Origin of the sequence: Bacillus sp. EKM501B (genome assembly GCF_011800505.1) — a bacterium.
GTDB lineage: Bacteria > Bacillota > Bacilli > Bacillales > Bacillaceae_G > Bacillus_A > Bacillus_A cereus.
The window spans coordinates 220,285-236,765 of the sequence record NZ_JAALFZ010000004.1 but is presented as its reverse complement, the minus strand read 5'-3'; the positions used below and the strand labels follow the sequence as shown (position 1 = coordinate 236,765).

Here is a 16,481-nt window from a genome sequence, read left to right as displayed (position 1 = left end):
TTGTATTTTTATTATTTAAAATCTAATTTATATCCGAAAATATTATTATCAATAGCTAATAAAGCGAATAAATACATAACCAATCACACATTACTAATTCGGTGGAAAAGGGGATCATAATAAACACAACTAAAACTTAGTAAGTTTATTACTTTTTTAAAGTTAACATAATATATATTATAGGTAGTTAAAGAAACAAAGCGATATCAGGTATCAAAAACCAAGTAAACTATACTTAATGAGACGAATCAGAGATTTTTAGTGAGATTCACATGAAATCTTATATAAACAAATTTCTTCAGTTTTTATCGTTTTTATTTGTTATAAATTCATCACAGCAAATCTTAATCAATAATCACTTAAGATTTAACGAATTAAAAACATTTTTGATTGGCAAGAAATTTTTATACAGAAAAATTATTTCTATACAAAATATAAATTAATAATTATATTTTGTATTTTCCTTAATGAATTGATTGCTATTTGCACACGTTTTACAACTTCACATTATTTGTTGTTATTTCTGTTATTTAGGCTTGACTTTCATTACACTCATTGTTTTTTTATTCTAGTTAACATAACACTTATTTTTAAAATAAAAAAATCCTCCTCACCTTCAGGAAGATTTTTTATTTGCTATTATTTTATTTATATCTTCTAGTAACAATCCCAATTGTAAATGACATTGGAAAAATCTAGATTTAACAGCTCTTCCTTACGTATAAAGAAATTAGCAACCCCAGAATCGCCCCACATAATATTTAATGAATCGTCTGTATCAATTTGCAGCAATAATATGTCATGTTGCTGGTATTTTTCTTCCCATTCTCTCGGATCTGTCTGTGTGAAAAATGGATATCCACCAATTTTATGTCCTTGATCTTTACATAAATCATCATACAGTTCGCCTAATTCTGTATTATTTTCTTCATCAACAATTTCTTCCCAATCAATGTTATCACTAAAAATCATTTCAAATCGATAATCTCTTGGTGTTACTGGTTGATAAGCTAACTCAAAATTCAGTTTTGCTGCTTCAGGTATGATAAAGTCTTCTAATTCTAAAGTGTTTAAATAACTAAAATCAGTAATTACCTTATTTAAATCTTCTATAATTGTAGAATGATAAATAATTCGAAAGTCTTTTTGGATTGTTGGATGATCAAAATCTGCTCCATAAAGCTCATCATCAGCACTTACGAAAAACTGTAACATTCCCTTTTGAGGCATATATTCAACATGCGGAATTTCTTCAAAGTTTAACTGCGCAAGTAGCATCATAGGTTGTCCATTTGAGTCTTTAGGATGCTCTTGATCTATAGGTAAATACGGATAACCACCAAACTTACTCTCAAAAAGTGTTGTCTCTGCTAATGTTCCAGACACTTTAACATACGGTTTTATACTTTCTTCTAAAATACTACGATACTGCTCTAGTTCTGTCGGAATTTGAAGTTGATACGTATTCTTCATCACATTTGCCTCCCTTTAGTAATGAATTGAAAATGCCTTACTTAATTATATAGCAAGAAATAGCTTTGTGAAAAATTGTTAAAAGTCCGTTTTCACCCTCGTTTTTTGCGCACTTGGTGGACAAAGTAAATTGTGTTCTAAAACCTTTTTATTAATAGTTCGAATTAAATCCGCTGCTTCTGCCGCATTTGTATTTTCTTTTAGTCTTTCTTTTAAATCGTCAATTTCTTTTGAAAGCTCAATCCACCTTGGTAAAACATGATTATTTGCTAAAGTTCTATAAAGTTGTTTTTCAGGATTGTAAGAAAGATCTTTATCGAGATTAAGAGGTTTACCTTTACCAGGTAAATTATCAAAAGCTCCTTTCTGTTCTGCTTGTTTAACGATAGAACTAATATGATCCTCATACGTATACGACCAAACTTTCTCATCTTTTACTAAAATCTCTTGCTTTTTTAGTTTTTTATCTAGTTCTTCTTGATTCATAGCTTCTCTCTCCTTTTTATTTTTTAGTGTCGTTTTTGTAAAATTCAATGCCCTTAATCCTTCGAATAGCTTTTCTCGCCACCACACGCTATCATGACCGCCTTGAAACTCTTCATAAGTAATTTGGTATTCCTTTTCTTTTAAAGCTTTATACAGACGTCTATTAGCCGTTAAAAGAGGTTTGTTTTCAAGTTCTCCTACTGCTATGTAAGAATAGAGATGAGTCGCATTAGAATCTATTGATTAAATTTGATTTTCAATCCAAGGAATTTCATTTTCATAATCATCTTTTTTCCAATGTACGGATCCAGACATTGACAACACATTTCCGAAAACATGTGGATTTTGAAGTGTTGCATAAAAAGCTGCTAAGCCACCAAGACTGAAACCAGCAATTGTTGTATGTTTTGCTTCTTGATGCACACCACGGAAGTAATTCCTCCTTGAAAAATGCATTCATTTTATCATTATAAGTTAGCTCTTCTAATCGATCGACAGGATCTATAGCAACAGCAATACAAGATGGGATTTCATTTTTGTAAATTAAATAATTAAGTGTTTTTGCGATTGGAAGGTTATGAATGAATGAATTCCCATCAAATACAATGAGAAGTTCTTGAAGATGTGAAGTGTGAGAATAATCATGAGGCGTATAAATATGAATTTTACGTGTGTTATTTAAAATCGAACTATAAAAAGAATATGTTTCAATCTTTCCGGATGGATAATCATTTGAAGGAAAACGACTGCTATACTGCACGTCCATCCCTATTTTTAACACAGACGCTTTATTGGTACCTTCTCCATCACCTCTCTTTCTCCTTTGTAGTATTCTATATGTAATTTTTTCATTAGAATCCCTATATAAAAGTAGTCGTAAGTTATGTGTTTAGAGAAGTTATTGATTAGAAAGATGATCAATTGCTTGAATAGAAAGTTCCAATGATTTTATTCTTCTTTCTAACAGTGTTCTTTGAGGACTCCCAAGCTTTGACTTAACATAAATCTTTTCAATTGATGGCAACAAACCAATTAGAACATTTCGAGCGTCTGCTAAATCCTCTTGGGTGTAATGATGGGTTTCTTGATTCCAAATACTTTCTAACATAGCTAAGCCGATACTAGCTGCTTTGAGTCTTTTTTTCACTAATGTAGTATTTGCACCTTTTTGAGTCATCTGAGATAGTGCATTTTCAAGTTTACGGATTGTTGACTGTAAAGACTGTATAGATTCTACTTTATCTACATTTGATACGTTTTCCATATTAAACCTGTCCCTTCTTCGTTTCTAAATTAGTTTTCTTGATATTTGATAATACCATTTAGAAGCAAATTTTACTTGAAATATTTGAGTTGGACATGAATTGAAAGGAAAACAGCTAACAAGCTTCTATCTCCTCCCTCTTACATATTCTATATGTACTTCTTTTTTCTCGTTAAAATACCTACATGGACAAGGTGTTAATATTGTATATTTTGTTCAGTAAGATAATAAAGTAATAGCTTACGGGTCTTTTCATAATTCATGAAATCTCTATATAAAATGGGATAATTTATAATCTCTGTTTCTAGAAAACGATATTGCGGAAACCACTCAAAAAACGATTTTCTTAGCCACTTAATTTGATTAAACACAATCTCCTGTTCATTATTATTAAGCACGTAACTTAAAGTACCTGCTGTATGCATCCAATAATAATTTAAATCAGCGCTTATACAATCATCTTCTGTAAACGTATTATTAAAATTTTTTCTTATTTTTCGAATGTCACAATTCGGAAACGGTTTATACAGTGGACTAGGCATGTTCTGCAATTCATTAAAAATAACCTTTTTACCTACCACCCCTTTATTTCTCTAGCCAATTTAATAAGTTTTCATAATGATATTGAGCATCGATATACCCAAGATTATATAAATTAACGAGCTTTTCCTTATTTCTTTCTATTCCGCTTATAGGAAGCTGTACACTTGGTTGAATTACATAAAAATTATCTTTTTGTTCTTCTTGATTCATATAAGATATCGTCTCGTTATAAAAACGATAATGGTCTACTAAATTCTCTGCGATTTTCGGATATTTTCTATATAAAATTTTAGCTAGGCCTGAAAATTTATTTCGCTGCTTCTCGTATCCTTCTGGCTTTGTCATAATTACAACGTTCTTTTCATAACCATCAGTTTGAGCTTTTAAAACTGGTATAGGATCTATAATTCCTCCATCTAGTAATTTTCGATTATCATATTCTACAGCAGGTGCTATAAACGGCACAGAGCTGGATGCACGGATGATTTTTAAAATATCATTTCCATGTTCTGTTTTATTATAATAAACAGCTTGTCCTGATTCGCAATCAGTCGTCCCTATAACAAATTGTTCATTACAGTTTAAGAAAGTTTGAAAATCAAATGGAACAATTTTATTAGGTACTTCATCAAATAAAAAGTCCATTCCAAATAATTCACGTTTTCGAATTAAATTTCGATAAGATATATACCTGTAATCTGATACTAGCTCTGTATTTACTTTCTTATTTCTCCCTTGTTGACGCGACAAATAGGTTGCTCCCATACAGGCTCCAGCTGATACGCCGACTACATATGGAAAGAATAAGTTCTTTTCCATGAAATATTCGAGTACACCTGCAGTATATAAACCTTTCATTCCTCCGCCCTCTAATACTAAACCGATATTCTTCATTCTATATCCCTCTGCTTCTTTTTTCTTAATTTCATATTAGCATAAGATTTTAAGATGAGGTTATATAAACTAATTACAACAATAACCAGAAACTACTAAAGTAATGTGATAATATCTTTGTGAGTAACATGTTACAATATAAGTAATTCATTCCACATATATTAAAGGAGGAATTTAATATGGGTTTATTTAGCGGTATTTTAGGAAATGCATCAAATACGAGTTCTGAAAGTGTAGAACGTGATTTAGAGAAGATTATGCTAGACGATGAAAAAGTAGAGCATGCTTATAAATTAATTCGTGATCTAATCGTATTTACAAATCGTCGTCTTATATTAGTAGATAAACAAGGAGTAACTGGCAAAAAAACAGAATACCATTCTATTCCTTATAAAAGTATTACACAATATAGCATCGAAACGGCTGGGCATTTTGATTTAGATGCAGAACTTAAAATTTGGGTGTCTAGTATGGAGGAACCAATTACGAAAGAATTTAAAGGTGACGATAGTATTTTAAGCATTCAAAAAGCGCTAGTAACCTTTACGACAAAGTAGTGGTTTTTGTATCTTTATTCATTTTCGAAATTACTAACCCGAGTATTTTGGAAGAACATACATTATTTTTGTATATTTAATCTAAAATAACATAAAAAGGTAAAGCGTATTTTAAATGCTTTACCTTTCTTTTTTGTAATAAACAAGTGTAGTTTTATCATTTAATTTCTTTATTACTTCTGTTCTTTTATACCCCATTTTCTCGTATAGAAAACAATTTCTTTCTTCTTCTAAAATCGTAGCAAGTTCAAAACTTCGTGCTTCTGGAAACATTTCTTCAATTAAAATAAGTACCTTCTGAGCAATTCCTTTCCCTTGATAGATTGGATGAATAAACATTGGACTAATCCAAAATTTATAAGGTAGTTCTTTTGCGGATATACATATCGCTCCAACAAGTTTCGAATCTATTATCACCTTATAAAAATTACTGCTGGGATTATTTATTCTAAAAATAGTTTTTTCAATAGTTTCATTTGCTGGATTTGTTTCATAGTCTTTATATTTATGTAATAAAGAGCTAAATGAGTCTATTTGCATTTGAAATATAACTTCTGCATCAGTTTCTGTCACCTTTTCTAATATAATCTCCATGTTACCAATTTAGACGCTTTCTTAAAGAAGTAATATGAGCGGTATGGTGACGACCATGCCATGCATATAGTCCTATTGCAACAGCAAGTTTTGTTTCACCAGTTTCAGGATGGTTAAATGTCTTTTCTAAATCTTCAATTTCTAGAGAATATAAAAGATTAACCCATCTTTTATGTAATGAATCTAGCATTACTAGTGAAACATCTACCGGTAATTTTGAATCAGGTAACTCTGCCCATTTCTCTTCTTTATACGGCTTAATAGTTGGATTCTTTTCTGTCAGTGCTAATTTAAAGCGTATGTAGCTATTCATATGGCTATCAACGACGTGATGAACTACTTGACGTACAGTCCAACCTCCAACGCGATATGGTGTATCTAACTGCTTCTGATCTAAATCTTTAATTGCCCTTGTTAGTTCATTAGGTAAATCTTCAATTTCTTGAATCCATGTATCAATCATTTCTTCAGTTATAGGACGTTTGTATGTAAATTGGCCAATTGGATAACGTAAATCATTCATGAATAAGTCCTCCTTATTATAAGTGTGAAGTATTTCTCCAAATATAGTGTACAAACTTCACATGTTCTCCATTTAATTCTGCAGATGTTATATCTGATTCGTTTTGATAAGAAGAAAATCCGCTTTTTTCTAGTACAATTTGTGATGCGAGATTATTAGTCGTTGTTTTAGCATAAACTTCAGTAATTTCATTATTTTCCGCTACATCTAAAATTAATTTTACGGCTGCTGTTGCAACTCCTTTTTTAGTAAATTTTTCTCCGACCCGATACCCGAGCGAACTAATTCGAGTTTCCGTATCTATATCTACTAAATTGATTCGCCCTACAATTTCTTTTTCTTCATTACGAATTAAATAAAAATAAGAATCTCCATCCGCTTGTTCTATTAATAAATCGTCTAGTAGTTTTTGGAAATATTCAAATTCAAAATATTTTGAGCCACGATTTGGTACCATTGTTTCAAAAAAAGATTTATTTGTAAGTTCAAACGTAAATAAATCCTTAGCATCTTGTTTCTTTAGTTGCTCTATGTATATTTCCATTCCGTATTCTCCTTCTTGATTTACTAACTGTTATACATTCTTTTTTAATCAATTATATTCCTGCTATTTCTTTCGATTAAGTAATACAGATAGTAGCACTTTCGGATGAAAGAGATGAAATGGACTACGAATTAAATTCATCACTCGTACTAACCGAATATAAACATCAGAATTACTTGCGGATAGTCGATATATTTGCTTCGTATACCATAGTTGAAATTTTTGTTTTGTAGTTAATTCTCTCTTTAGTTGCGGGTGACGTGATATTTCTGTTGTTGTCATATCCCAAGGCGTTTCTATTATAGTAGCTGCCTTTTTATAAAATTGTTGTGTAAATGTTTTATCAAGTTGTTTTCTATCTTGCAAAAGTAATTGCAATTGGTGAGCCTCCATAGCAGCAACTGATACGCCTTGGCCGAAAACGGGATCAAAACGACATTGCGCATCTCCAACAACTAATAATCCTTCTGGTACATTATTCACTAAATCAAATCGCCGGCGTACTTGATAAGGAATTTTGTATGTCTTTATATCAGTAATTCCCTCAGCCTTATTTAAGAAGTCTGTAACATTAGAAATTGATAGATTTTCAGCAAAATCATAAAACTCATCATCTGTTTGTGGTGCTTTCTCATTTGCGTATCCACTAAAAGTAACAAAATAACGATTATCTTCTATCGTTTGAATAAGAACGCCATAAGGGTTATCAGGGAAACTAGGAGACATTAGCATATTACAACAGTCTAACTCCTCATTTTCTTTAAGTTTGAACATTTTCGTTGCGTAAAATAAATCAATACGAACTTTCTCTTCTTGTACTTTAATTTCGTATTCTCGTAGCCACTCTATACTTTTTGAGCCAAATCCACTCGCATCAACTACAAGATCCGCATGAACTTCTTCTTGTGTGTTTGTCTCTAAATATTTAACTTTTACTCCACACACTTTGTTAAGCTTTGCATCTACCAATAACCCTTTAACCAATGTTTCATATTTAATAGTAATATTTGAAATTTGATGTATTCGTTTTTGAATATGCCATTCTAGCAAAGGACGACTTTGTTGAATCATATGTACTTCCCCTATGAACGGTTGTTTCCATAGACCGAATTGATGCCATTTCAAATCACGCGTAAAGTTGTTTATAATACTACCCGCTTCTATTAATTCGTTCGTAATATTAGGAAACAATTCTTCAATTGCGTTTTCTCCACCTTTTAATAACACGTGAGGATGATTACTTTGTGGAACTCTTTTTCTCGAAGACTTTCCATCCCATCTTTCACCAGCTTCTATAATGATTACTTCTTTAAAAGAAGTTGATAATGCTTTTGCTGCAAACTTTCCTGCCATACTTCCACCAATAACGATAGCCTTATTAAACATATTTTCCCCCTTAATAAAAAGAGATCCTGCCTTGTATGAATGAAACAGGATCTTAAACTAATTAACTTCTTTATCATTATACTTAAAATACATCAGTAAATTGCAACATTAAAATTAAAATACCTAATCCCCATACGTAATACGCGAATACTTTTAAGGAGTGACGTTTTAAATATTGAATCATCCATGAAACGGCTATGTATCCAAAAAACGCTGCTGATAACGTTCCGACAATTAAAGATGTACTAGAAATAGATTCTGCTTTCCCTTGAAAAACGTCTACAAATTGCAAAATGATAGCTCCAACGATGGCTGGTGTCGATAGTAAAAAAGAAAAGTACGCAGCAGTTTCACGGTCTAATTTTCTCCATAATGCAGCGACAATTGTCATTCCAGAACGGGAAATGGCTGGAAAAATAGCAGCAGCTTGAAATGAACCGATAATTAATGCGTCTTTATATGTTATGTCATCCATTTTTTTACGACCATTCTTTTGTTTATCTGCCATGTAGAGAAAGAATCCGGTCACTAAAAACTCCCAACCGATCGTGATTCCTGTTTTTGAAATATCTTCAAAGAAGTCTTTAAACAATAAACCAATTACAACTGCGGGTATTGTCCCAACGATAAGTAATAACATGAGCTTTGAAAATGGGTTTTTAATTAAATATATAAATTCTTTTTTGTAATAAATAAAAACCGCGAGTAAAGTCCCAATATGCAGCATCGTATCTAAAAATAAGCCAGCCTCATCTAATCGGAACAAATGCCTTCCTAAATAAAGATGTCCGGTACTACTGATTGGTAAAAATTCTGTTAAACCTTGAATTATACCTAGTATGAAAGCTTCTAACCAATTCATGATGGTCTCCTTTCTCTTTTGCTTGTACCAATATATGAGGGTTAAATTTTCGATATGAAAAAAACTATATTTCTCTATGAATTTACTTTTTATTTATGGATATATATGTAAAGAGGGTTAAGGAGGGTTATTATGTGGAAGCACACAAAATTCGGTAATGTATTACTTTGGGTGGGCCCTATCCTTGTATTTTTAGGACTATGTATGACAAATGTTATTTCAGATATTCCTTTCTTTGAGGGAAAACATAAAACGGTTGGTATTGTACTTATATTTATAGGTGTAATCTGTTTTGTTGCTGCTAATCATTTGAAAAAAGGAGAAAGATATGAAGAATAAATCTAAATAAAAAACAATCCTTGCATATTAGCTAGGATTGCTTTTTATTAATGTTGATTATTTGTAGAATACTTTATCAACGTTATATTTCGCTTTGTATTCATTAATGATATATGTTTCGTAAATTTCTCTTTCTGTTGGATCTTCTACGATACATGCATCAATGCGGTATACTTCATCACGGTGATTTTTAATTGGTGAAACATTATCTTCAAAATGCTTCTTAATACGTTGTCTAATTTTACGAGCTTTACCTACGAAAAGAAGTTCGTCATTAATATTGTAAAACATAAAAATGCCGCCTTTATCTCTAGGGAACAAGTGGAAATCGATAAATCCATTAATTGGAGTAATGATTGGCTCGTCTCCTTTAATAACTTGTTTACGTTCAGTAATTGAAACATCAGCTTCAGGAATATTAATTTTAATCAAGTTCATTCACGTCCTCTTTTATTATAAAGATAAATAATAGCATACATAAGTAAGAAAAGCTATGTTCAGAGGCATATTTCATTTTATAATTCAAATATTATAGGTGTATCATGTAAACTTTTCTTCCAAATCATATGATCACTGGATTCTCCCCAGTAATCTTTCAATACATAGCTAGGTTTTCCAAACTTTTTCATCCATATACTTTGCGCATTTTTATATCCACTATCTAAACAATATTCTGTTATCCCTCTGCTAAGTAATGTAAGAAACATTGTATGTAGTAATAAACTCCCTATTCCCTTTCTCTGATACTCCGGAAGTATGAATACAGTTCCTATTTCATACAAATTTTTAAGTACACCACCTGTACAACTATTAATCAATGTACTTGCTGGACCGATTTCGATTGTTCCAATGATTTTATCGTTACTTGTATCAATTGCTAATAAAAAGTAACGACTTTCTCCGTTACTATCAAAGTCACTTTTCAAATACTGCTTTTTTGAGTTAATTTCATTTTCTATGTCATCTAATAATTGTGACAATCCTTCATTTTTGTATGTATTCGTAATAACTATACGGAAAAATAAATATAGTTCATCTACATCATTCAAATTCGGTCTTCTAACTGCAACGTTAGTCATGAATTCAATCTCCAATCCTCATTATGCCATTGTCAATACAACACTTTATATAATCTATTCATCATTATTCTGCAAAAACCTGCATAAATCCAACAGTATAGAAAGCTCATTATAAATATTGATAAAATAATTTTTATATCCATAGTTGTATGAACAGCAGGACCAAGTACCGGAAAGTGGAAAACATCGAGAACGATCATAATACCTATAAGTAGACAAGTTGCTGAAAAAGAAACAATCCAAATTCTCCTCTTTAATTTTAAAAAGGATACTCCTAAGGCTAGACCTAATAAGCCTGTAGTAAAAGGAAAGACAATTAGTTCACTGGGCTCAATAATAAATAATAGAAAAATAGTAAGAATATAAGAAAGTATTCCCTCACGAATAGAATAGAAAATAGCAAAAAAAATCGGTAATGTCGAAAATGGACTAATGAGCAAACCTATACCAGGAACTAAGTTCCCAGCTGCTTGAAACATGGTGGCCAATGCACTCATCAAAGCTGTAAGTACTAACTTATTCGCAAGGGACAATTTTCTTTTATGAACAAAGCTCGTATCATGTTCTATCATCAGTTGATACCAATAACGTACAAACCAATTCATTAAAATACCCCCTAAAGATACCACATTCATTACTTTCTATATTATTCATACACTTATGGTTTATGAGTTGCTTTCTACTAGTTATAAATCACTATATAATAGATACTTATAGATTGAAGATTTTTAGGGGGACAAGTCAAGTTGTGCGTTTTGGAAGCAGAATAAACTCTTTATGTTTTTAAACTGAGAATTTATATCGTATCAAGGAATAATTTCAAAAATGGTACCTTTGTTAAAATCAGTTACTTTCATAGAACTGTAAACTCCTAAATATAATTTAGTTTGATCCGAATTTGTTCCTAAACTCATATAATAAGCTGGTTGCGTACCAAAATCATAATTGGTTTCAATAGCATGAAAGTCAGCATGTTTACCGTCTGTACCTGCTCTAGTATAGGCTAAAACACCCTTAATTGGAGACTGAGATTCTCCTTTCTTGGCAAGGTCAGTAAAAACAACGCTACCTGTTAAATTTGGAATTGCATTTCCCATATATGGCTGAACTCCTGTAAGTGAAGTTCCTCCAAACTTATCTGTTCTAGAATCTTTATGAAAATAACTAAGTAGAGGCAGAATACGCTTCACTGAAGTTTGTATTGTTTCATCATAATAAACCATTGTTCTCTCATCCAAAGTCTGATTCTCAGAACAATGTCGTATAAAAGAAGTAGGCAAATCCCCTTCCCATCCTCGCCAACCAAAATTGATAAACCCATTTTGATTGGGAGTTAACCTCATAAAATGCATTTGAACAAGTTCTGTTACCGGTATAGGTTTATATTGAACAAATGAAAAAATAGACTCTACAATATCTTGTCCGACATTTCCGGTGTATTTGATATATTGATTATAAAACCTTTGAAATGAAATGCCGGTTATATTACGTACTCCTTTTGCAATTACTGTAAGTGTTTCTTGTATAGATAAAGGAAGTTCATTAAAGCGTGTAACTACAGGAGGGTTATTTATAAATGTATTTTTACTTACATCGATTTCAATTATTTTTCCTGCTATTTCTAAATCATCTTGGCTTAAATTAAATGGATCATAACCTGATCCGCCATCTCCATTTGTAAAAACAAGTTTTCCAGTCTCAGGTGAAAAGTTTAAACTATTGACTCCGTTATGATTAAAAAATGGTCTTCTTACATTCAGTAATGTTCGTCGTTTTTGAGCTTGACCATTAGATTGTAAAGTCCATTCTTCCACTGTATCAATGTGATCATATTGCGTATTTCTATTAAACCACTTTAAATTTAACGTTTTAGGGTCACAAGGATTCGGTTTAAATTGCTCAGAAAATGCACCTGGCCCTTGAGTTCCAGCTACTGAATAATGAAGATAAAATAACCCATTTTGATAAAATTGTGGATGGAACGCAAGTCCAAGCAATCCGCGTTCATCATAACCGCTACTAGAAACACCTTCTTCAAATGTACCTAATTTAATAATTAGGTGACGAATATCTAAAAATGTCTTTATAACTCCGTCCCCTATGTAAAAAATCTCCCCTAATTGAGTTGCGATAAATAGTCTTTCGGTCGATTCACCTGGAAGTATCGTTGTTTTCAATACAGTTGGTAAATTTACGTTATGAACAATGGGTCGTAAACTAACTTTAACTTTTGTCAATTAACTGTACACCCCTTTTTCTTCTTTTTTATAGAAGAATATGATTAGAGTAGTTCTGTTAGTATCAAATAAGTCGCATTCCTTTTTATTACAATTTTGTATATAATATAATTATAAATAATTTGGGGGACGAACTATGATAATCGTACTACAAATCATCTTACCACTGATTTTCACAGTCTATTTATTTACCCTCTATCGTAAAGGGACGTATGGATCAGCTTCATTTCTTTTAGCAGTCATGATAGGAATTTTCGGTTTAGAGAATATTTTTCAGCATGCTAGTCTAACAGATCATGCTATTTATCCATATTGGGGCAGTTTGAAGGCTGTTGTTATCGTTTTATCAGTCGTATTTCTATTTAAAAAAGGTGGTTTAACAGGAAAATATTGATTTTTAATGCGTTACATATTTTCTTGTTAAATTGCTTTTATTTTATAAAAGAAGCAATATTTATGTAAAAACACGAAGGGATGTGTTACATATGTCTATAAATATTATTTCAATAGTATCTATCATAATATGGATTGTGTTAATTACAGAACTTATAAAACCTTCAAAAGAACAGAATGGACGAAAAATAGTAACTTTAGTAACTGCTGGTTCCGCATCAACACTTATTTTGACGGTTTCATTTATTCAAAATATCCCGTTTTGGAATTGATAGTAATATAACTAACAAAAATATGTATAAATAAAAAGATTAGGAGTGAATCCTAATCTTTTTATTTTTTGAGGTAACACCATATGCCTAGCAAGCTAAGGTCTTGAAATAGCCCCTAAACAAAATTTGAAATTTTTCTAAAGTTATTTATGTGAATTTAACTCGTTTTCAGGAACATATATGGTCCTTTTATAATTTGAAGTTCTTTTTAAGCTTCTTATATTTTCTATACGAACGTCTAACAATGTTTAACATAAAATACGGTATTTTAACCGGGAAAGGCAATTTATATATGAAAGGAAAATAAAAGGTGAAATATGCCTTTTCTAGATCTCTCCACTTACTATCTTCTTTTGTTTTTAAGAAATCAGATACATCGACTACATATCCCCTTCCTTTTTCCATCATCACATTTTTCCCGTGAACATCACAAGGAGTTAACCCTTGTTCCCTCGCATACTCTAAAGCCTCATTAATATCAAGTATTACTTGCTTAGGAATTTTAATACCCTTATGAATAGCATCGTATAAGGTAATTTCTTTTAAACGTTTCAATACTATGAAATTTTCCCCTTTATATATAAGCTTTGAATAAGAAGGATGATCTCCAATTCTTCGGTATACTTCTGACTCTTTTTCAATTCCTTCTCCTTCTCGCACGTAAACTTTCACTACCCAATCTTTGTATTCTTTGTGCATGAATACTGCGGCATAATTACCTGTTCCTAAACACTTCCAAAGTCTAGGAATATCTTTAACTACTACAGGCTCGAATTCATCCTCACTTCTTATACTTACCTCTTTTAATAATTCGTCATTTATCAATCCCACAAAACTATTTATACTCATCATTCCCACTCCGGTTTTGCTAAAAGGGGGCCTACCCACATTTTAACGAAAATATACACTAAGCGAATTTTAGCATAAAACGAGTCAGCTTTCTTCCTAAAATAAAAAGCTGACTCGTTTTATTTGAACTGTTGAATACTTAATATTTATTCCGTTATTCATAGCCAAAAACCGTACGATATAAAAATATTTCTAACTATTTTCATTTTTTCAGAGGCAACTGTATAGGGCTTTTCTTAGTGCAAGTTCTCTTCGTTCTTTACCCATGCCAAATCTATAAAACATTGTTTAGAAGTGTAGCAAGGGTTTGTTAATGGTTCAATTCTTCTTCCACAACTATTTTTGTTAGCAAAAATTTTTATTGTTTTAATAGTCTTTTGTTTAATTCCCACAATGCTGTTTTGTTGCTATCCCATTTCAAAAGCGTTACTGCTTCCTCAAAGCATAACCATTTATAATTAAAGTGTTCTTTAGATAATGATATGTTTTTTGTAGGGACTTTAACTCCAAAAGAAAATTCTTTTATTACATAAACCTCTTCTCCCCAAAGGAATCCTCTACTGGTAGTGAAGACACAGAATCTAATTGTATATATGGACATTCTCTTGTAATACCAGCCTCTTCAAACGCTTCCCGTTTTGCTGATTCAATAGGAATCTCACCGACTTCTCCGCCACCAGCTATTCCTTGCCAATAACTATAATCACTTCGGTTGAAAATAGCATATTGAATGGAATCAGTAGTTTTTATATAAGGAAATATCAATACTTGATATGGCGCTCTCATTGCTTAAGCTCCTCTCAAAAATAAGTTTTAAATAAATATAAATAAAGAGCCGACATCACAATTCTACATTATTAATGCAGGTTTATAATGTCGGCCTTCTATTTTTAAAGAATTTTATTTTTCATAAACAGGCTTACTCTTAACAGAGGGAAAACTGCTTATTCCTTGTCGAATTTGTTTAGCATGGTTCTTCCTAAATGTTAGCAGTACCCTATATTATTCAATTGCGCCAGCAACATCATAATCATTTAAATCTAACTCAATTGGTTGTCCCAGCGCTAATTTAGCAAGTTCCGCTCCTAAGTATGGACCAGCTGTTAAACCCGAAGCTCCTAATCCATTCGCAACGAGAATTCCTTCAAAGTTAGGTAGTGGTCCGATAACAGGTAAGAATCCTGGTGTGAATGGTCTGAATCCAACTCTCGTTTCAAGCATTGTAGCATTTTCTAAGCCAGGTGCAACTGCTAATGCCTTATGGAATACTTCATGTAAACCACCTGCTGTTACACGATGATCGAAACCAGTATCATTCTCATGTGTTGCACCAATTACGACATGCCCATTGTCAAACGTTAAAATATATTGATCGTTCGGTGGCATAACAACTGGCATATTTTCTGTTGCTGTATTCTCGATTTGCAGATGAACAATTTGTCCTTTTTGGAATGTAACTAAGAAATTAATTCCTAATGGATTCAAGATTTCATTCGCCCATGCGCCTGCAGTTACAATAACCTTTTCTGCTAAAATTGTTTCATCGTTTACTGTAACTCCCGTAATATGATTTCCTTCACGGACTAATATAGCATCGCCTTTTATTAAAGTTGCACCATGTTTTTTCGCAGCACTTATTAATGCATTGCGTAATAATCTTCCATTTACTCGTGCAGCACCACTAATATGAACAGAACTATATTCGTCTGATAATGCTGGGAATAATTTTTTTGTTTCTTCAGCTGATAAGCGAGTGATTTCACCAATCTCTGGGGCATCTTCACGTCGTTTATAAGCTCGCTCTTCCATTTGATCTAACTTTTTCTCGTCAGTATGTAAACTAATTGCACCTACACGATTATATCCTGTGTCAGTTTCACCGTCTTCTTCTAATTGCTGAATTAACGAAGAATAGTAACGTGCACCGCCTTTAACAATTTTATACCATGCTTTATTACGACGCTGCGATAGCCATGGACATACAATACCTGCTCCTGCATCAGTTGCTTGTCCTAATTGTTGGCGATCCACGATAGTAACATTCGCACCTGCCTTAGCAAGATGATAAGCAGTAGACGCTCCTAAAATTCCAGATCCAACTACAATATACGATTTCATTTCAAACACCTTTTCTCTTTTGCTAATTATATAAATATAAGAACATTCCTTAGTATAATGGAAGGAAT

At 32.0% G+C, this 16,481-nt stretch carries 19 protein-coding genes and 2 pseudogenes; 4 read left to right on the top strand and 17 right to left on the bottom strand.

The features are described from left to right. Positions 1-657 precede the first annotated feature (657 nt). The 5 genes and pseudogenes from HFD78_RS12180 to HFD78_RS12155 form a co-directional block, all read right to left on the bottom strand. The gene (locus tag HFD78_RS12180; RefSeq protein WP_000799821.1) at positions 658-1,473 is read right to left on the bottom strand and encodes a YwqG family protein; all 816 of its coding nucleotides are present in this window, start codon (positions 1,471-1,473) and stop codon (positions 658-660) included. 78 nt (positions 1,474-1,551) lie between these two features. After that, positions 1,552-2,767: pseudogene (locus HFD78_RS12175) on the bottom strand (DnaJ family domain-containing protein); the annotation flags it as partial. 90 nt (positions 2,768-2,857) lie between these two features. Then, positions 2,858-3,223 (bottom strand): hypothetical protein, encoded by a 366-nt coding sequence (locus tag HFD78_RS12165; RefSeq protein WP_000432685.1) that lies wholly within the window; start codon positions 3,221-3,223, stop codon positions 2,858-2,860. Between the two features lie 197 nt (positions 3,224-3,420). Then, complete coding sequence (locus tag HFD78_RS12160) at positions 3,421-3,804, bottom strand: YxiJ-like family protein (RefSeq protein WP_000232879.1); 384 nt, start codon at positions 3,802-3,804, stop codon at positions 3,421-3,423. Between the two features lie 4 nt (positions 3,805-3,808). Then, on the bottom strand, positions 3,809-4,660 hold the full coding sequence (locus tag HFD78_RS12155) for a patatin-like phospholipase family protein (protein WP_000789291.1): 852 nt from the start codon (positions 4,658-4,660) through the stop codon (positions 3,809-3,811). Between the two features lie 179 nt (positions 4,661-4,839). Here HFD78_RS12155 and HFD78_RS12150 point away from each other — a divergent pair, with 179 nt between their 5' ends. After that, on the top strand, positions 4,840-5,217 hold the full coding sequence (locus HFD78_RS12150; protein WP_000522476.1) for a PH domain-containing protein: 378 nt from the start codon (positions 4,840-4,842) through the stop codon (positions 5,215-5,217). 120 nt (positions 5,218-5,337) lie between these two features. On the opposite strand, the gene HFD78_RS12145 is transcribed toward HFD78_RS12150, so the two are convergent. The 5 genes from HFD78_RS12145 to HFD78_RS12125 form a co-directional block, all read right to left on the bottom strand. Continuing rightward, entirely contained in the window at positions 5,338-5,811 is a 474-nt protein-coding gene (locus tag HFD78_RS12145) for a GNAT family N-acetyltransferase (protein WP_002005126.1), read from the bottom strand. 1 nt (position 5,812) lies between these two features. Further along, on the bottom strand, positions 5,813-6,334 hold the full coding sequence (locus HFD78_RS12140; protein ID WP_000999082.1) for a YfiT family bacillithiol transferase: 522 nt from the start codon (positions 6,332-6,334) through the stop codon (positions 5,813-5,815). A gap of 16 nt (positions 6,335-6,350) precedes the next feature. After that, positions 6,351-6,878, bottom strand: a complete 528-nt coding sequence (locus tag HFD78_RS12135; protein WP_000409238.1) for a GNAT family N-acetyltransferase — start codon at positions 6,876-6,878, stop codon at positions 6,351-6,353. A gap of 63 nt (positions 6,879-6,941) precedes the next feature. Next, positions 6,942-8,264, bottom strand: a complete 1,323-nt coding sequence (locus tag HFD78_RS12130) for an FAD-dependent oxidoreductase (protein ID WP_000482051.1) — start codon at positions 8,262-8,264, stop codon at positions 6,942-6,944. Between the two features lie 82 nt (positions 8,265-8,346). Beyond that, entirely contained in the window at positions 8,347-9,126 is a 780-nt protein-coding gene (locus HFD78_RS12125; RefSeq protein WP_001104298.1) for an undecaprenyl-diphosphate phosphatase, read from the bottom strand. A gap of 132 nt (positions 9,127-9,258) precedes the next feature. On the opposite strand from HFD78_RS12125, the gene HFD78_RS12120 reads away from it, so the two are divergent. After that, entirely contained in the window at positions 9,259-9,465 is a 207-nt protein-coding gene (locus HFD78_RS12120; RefSeq protein ID WP_000265477.1) for a hypothetical protein, read from the top strand. 57 nt (positions 9,466-9,522) lie between these two features. On the opposite strand, the gene HFD78_RS12115 is transcribed toward HFD78_RS12120, so the two are convergent. The 4 genes from HFD78_RS12115 to HFD78_RS12100 all read right to left on the bottom strand — a co-directional run bounded on the left by HFD78_RS12115 (position 9,523) and on the right by HFD78_RS12100 (position 12,781). Next, on the bottom strand, positions 9,523-9,903 hold the full coding sequence (locus HFD78_RS12115; protein WP_001048941.1) for a nucleotide excision repair endonuclease: 381 nt from the start codon (positions 9,901-9,903) through the stop codon (positions 9,523-9,525). Positions 9,904-9,980: 77 nt separating this feature from the next. After that, positions 9,981-10,544 (bottom strand): GNAT family N-acetyltransferase, encoded by a 564-nt coding sequence (locus HFD78_RS12110; RefSeq protein ID WP_000185961.1) that lies wholly within the window; start codon positions 10,542-10,544, stop codon positions 9,981-9,983. Between the two features lie 32 nt (positions 10,545-10,576). Then, positions 10,577-11,149: a YybS family protein gene (locus HFD78_RS12105; RefSeq protein ID WP_001103993.1), complete on the bottom strand. Its 573-nt coding sequence runs from the start codon at positions 11,147-11,149 to the stop codon at positions 10,577-10,579. 201 nt (positions 11,150-11,350) lie between these two features. After that, the gene (locus tag HFD78_RS12100; protein ID WP_000170001.1) at positions 11,351-12,781 is read right to left on the bottom strand and encodes a PQQ-dependent sugar dehydrogenase; all 1,431 of its coding nucleotides are present in this window, start codon (positions 12,779-12,781) and stop codon (positions 11,351-11,353) included. A gap of 136 nt (positions 12,782-12,917) precedes the next feature. Between HFD78_RS12100 and HFD78_RS12095 the strand changes: the two genes are divergently transcribed. Continuing rightward, positions 12,918-13,175, top strand: a complete 258-nt coding sequence (locus HFD78_RS12095) for a hypothetical protein (RefSeq protein ID WP_000587709.1) — start codon at positions 12,918-12,920, stop codon at positions 13,173-13,175. A 91-nt stretch (positions 13,176-13,266) separates the two neighbouring features. Then, complete coding sequence (locus HFD78_RS12090; protein WP_000026325.1) at positions 13,267-13,446, top strand: hypothetical protein; 180 nt, start codon at positions 13,267-13,269, stop codon at positions 13,444-13,446. Between the two features lie 189 nt (positions 13,447-13,635). Here the strand turns inward: HFD78_RS12090 and HFD78_RS12085 are convergent, their stop codons facing one another. The 3 genes and pseudogenes from HFD78_RS12085 to HFD78_RS12075 all read right to left on the bottom strand — a co-directional run bounded on the left by HFD78_RS12085 (position 13,636) and on the right by HFD78_RS12075 (position 16,413). Next, positions 13,636-14,295, bottom strand: a complete 660-nt coding sequence (locus HFD78_RS12085; protein ID WP_000026534.1) for a protein kinase family protein — start codon at positions 14,293-14,295, stop codon at positions 13,636-13,638. A gap of 358 nt (positions 14,296-14,653) precedes the next feature. Further along, positions 14,654-15,081: pseudogene (locus tag HFD78_RS12080) on the bottom strand (NUDIX hydrolase). A 216-nt stretch (positions 15,082-15,297) separates the two neighbouring features. Continuing rightward, complete coding sequence (locus tag HFD78_RS12075) at positions 15,298-16,413, bottom strand: NAD(P)/FAD-dependent oxidoreductase (RefSeq protein WP_000844389.1); 1,116 nt, start codon at positions 16,411-16,413, stop codon at positions 15,298-15,300. Between the last annotated feature and the right edge of the window lie 68 nt (positions 16,414-16,481).

What these genes read in the sequence shown, in the direction of transcription:
- HFD78_RS12085 (WP_000026534.1), bottom strand. Translation starts at nt 14,295, where the DNA reads ATGAGTATAAATAGTTTTGTGGGATTGATAAATGACGAATTATTAAAA.
- HFD78_RS12155 (WP_000789291.1), bottom strand. Translation starts at nt 4,660, where the DNA reads ATGAAGAATATCGGTTTAGTATTAGAGGGCGGAGGAATGAAAGGTTTA.
- HFD78_RS12115 (WP_001048941.1), bottom strand. Translation starts at nt 9,903, where the DNA reads ATGAACTTGATTAAAATTAATATTCCTGAAGCTGATGTTTCAATTACT.
- HFD78_RS12165 (WP_000432685.1), bottom strand. Translation starts at nt 3,223, where the DNA reads ATGGAAAACGTATCAAATGTAGATAAAGTAGAATCTATACAGTCTTTA.
- HFD78_RS12095 (WP_000587709.1), top strand. Translation starts at nt 12,918, where the DNA reads ATGATAATCGTACTACAAATCATCTTACCACTGATTTTCACAGTCTAT.
- HFD78_RS12180 (WP_000799821.1), bottom strand. Translation starts at nt 1,473, where the DNA reads ATGAAGAATACGTATCAACTTCAAATTCCGACAGAACTAGAGCAGTAT.
- HFD78_RS12140 (WP_000999082.1), bottom strand. Translation starts at nt 6,334, where the DNA reads ATGAATGATTTACGTTATCCAATTGGCCAATTTACATACAAACGTCCT.
- HFD78_RS12130 (WP_000482051.1), bottom strand. Translation starts at nt 8,264, where the DNA reads ATGTTTAATAAGGCTATCGTTATTGGTGGAAGTATGGCAGGAAAGTTT.
- HFD78_RS12105 (WP_001103993.1), bottom strand. Translation starts at nt 11,149, where the DNA reads ATGAATTGGTTTGTACGTTATTGGTATCAACTGATGATAGAACATGAT.
- HFD78_RS12135 (WP_000409238.1), bottom strand. Translation starts at nt 6,878, where the DNA reads ATGGAAATATACATAGAGCAACTAAAGAAACAAGATGCTAAGGATTTA.
- HFD78_RS12150 (WP_000522476.1), top strand. Translation starts at nt 4,840, where the DNA reads ATGGGTTTATTTAGCGGTATTTTAGGAAATGCATCAAATACGAGTTCT.
- HFD78_RS12075 (WP_000844389.1), bottom strand. Translation starts at nt 16,413, where the DNA reads ATGAAATCGTATATTGTAGTTGGATCTGGAATTTTAGGAGCGTCTACT.
- HFD78_RS12110 (WP_000185961.1), bottom strand. Translation starts at nt 10,544, where the DNA reads ATGACTAACGTTGCAGTTAGAAGACCGAATTTGAATGATGTAGATGAA.
- HFD78_RS12120 (WP_000265477.1), top strand. Translation starts at nt 9,259, where the DNA reads ATGTGGAAGCACACAAAATTCGGTAATGTATTACTTTGGGTGGGCCCT.
- HFD78_RS12125 (WP_001104298.1), bottom strand. Translation starts at nt 9,126, where the DNA reads ATGAATTGGTTAGAAGCTTTCATACTAGGTATAATTCAAGGTTTAACA.
- HFD78_RS12090 (WP_000026325.1), top strand. Translation starts at nt 13,267, where the DNA reads ATGTCTATAAATATTATTTCAATAGTATCTATCATAATATGGATTGTG.
- HFD78_RS12145 (WP_002005126.1), bottom strand. Translation starts at nt 5,811, where the DNA reads ATGGAGATTATATTAGAAAAGGTGACAGAAACTGATGCAGAAGTTATA.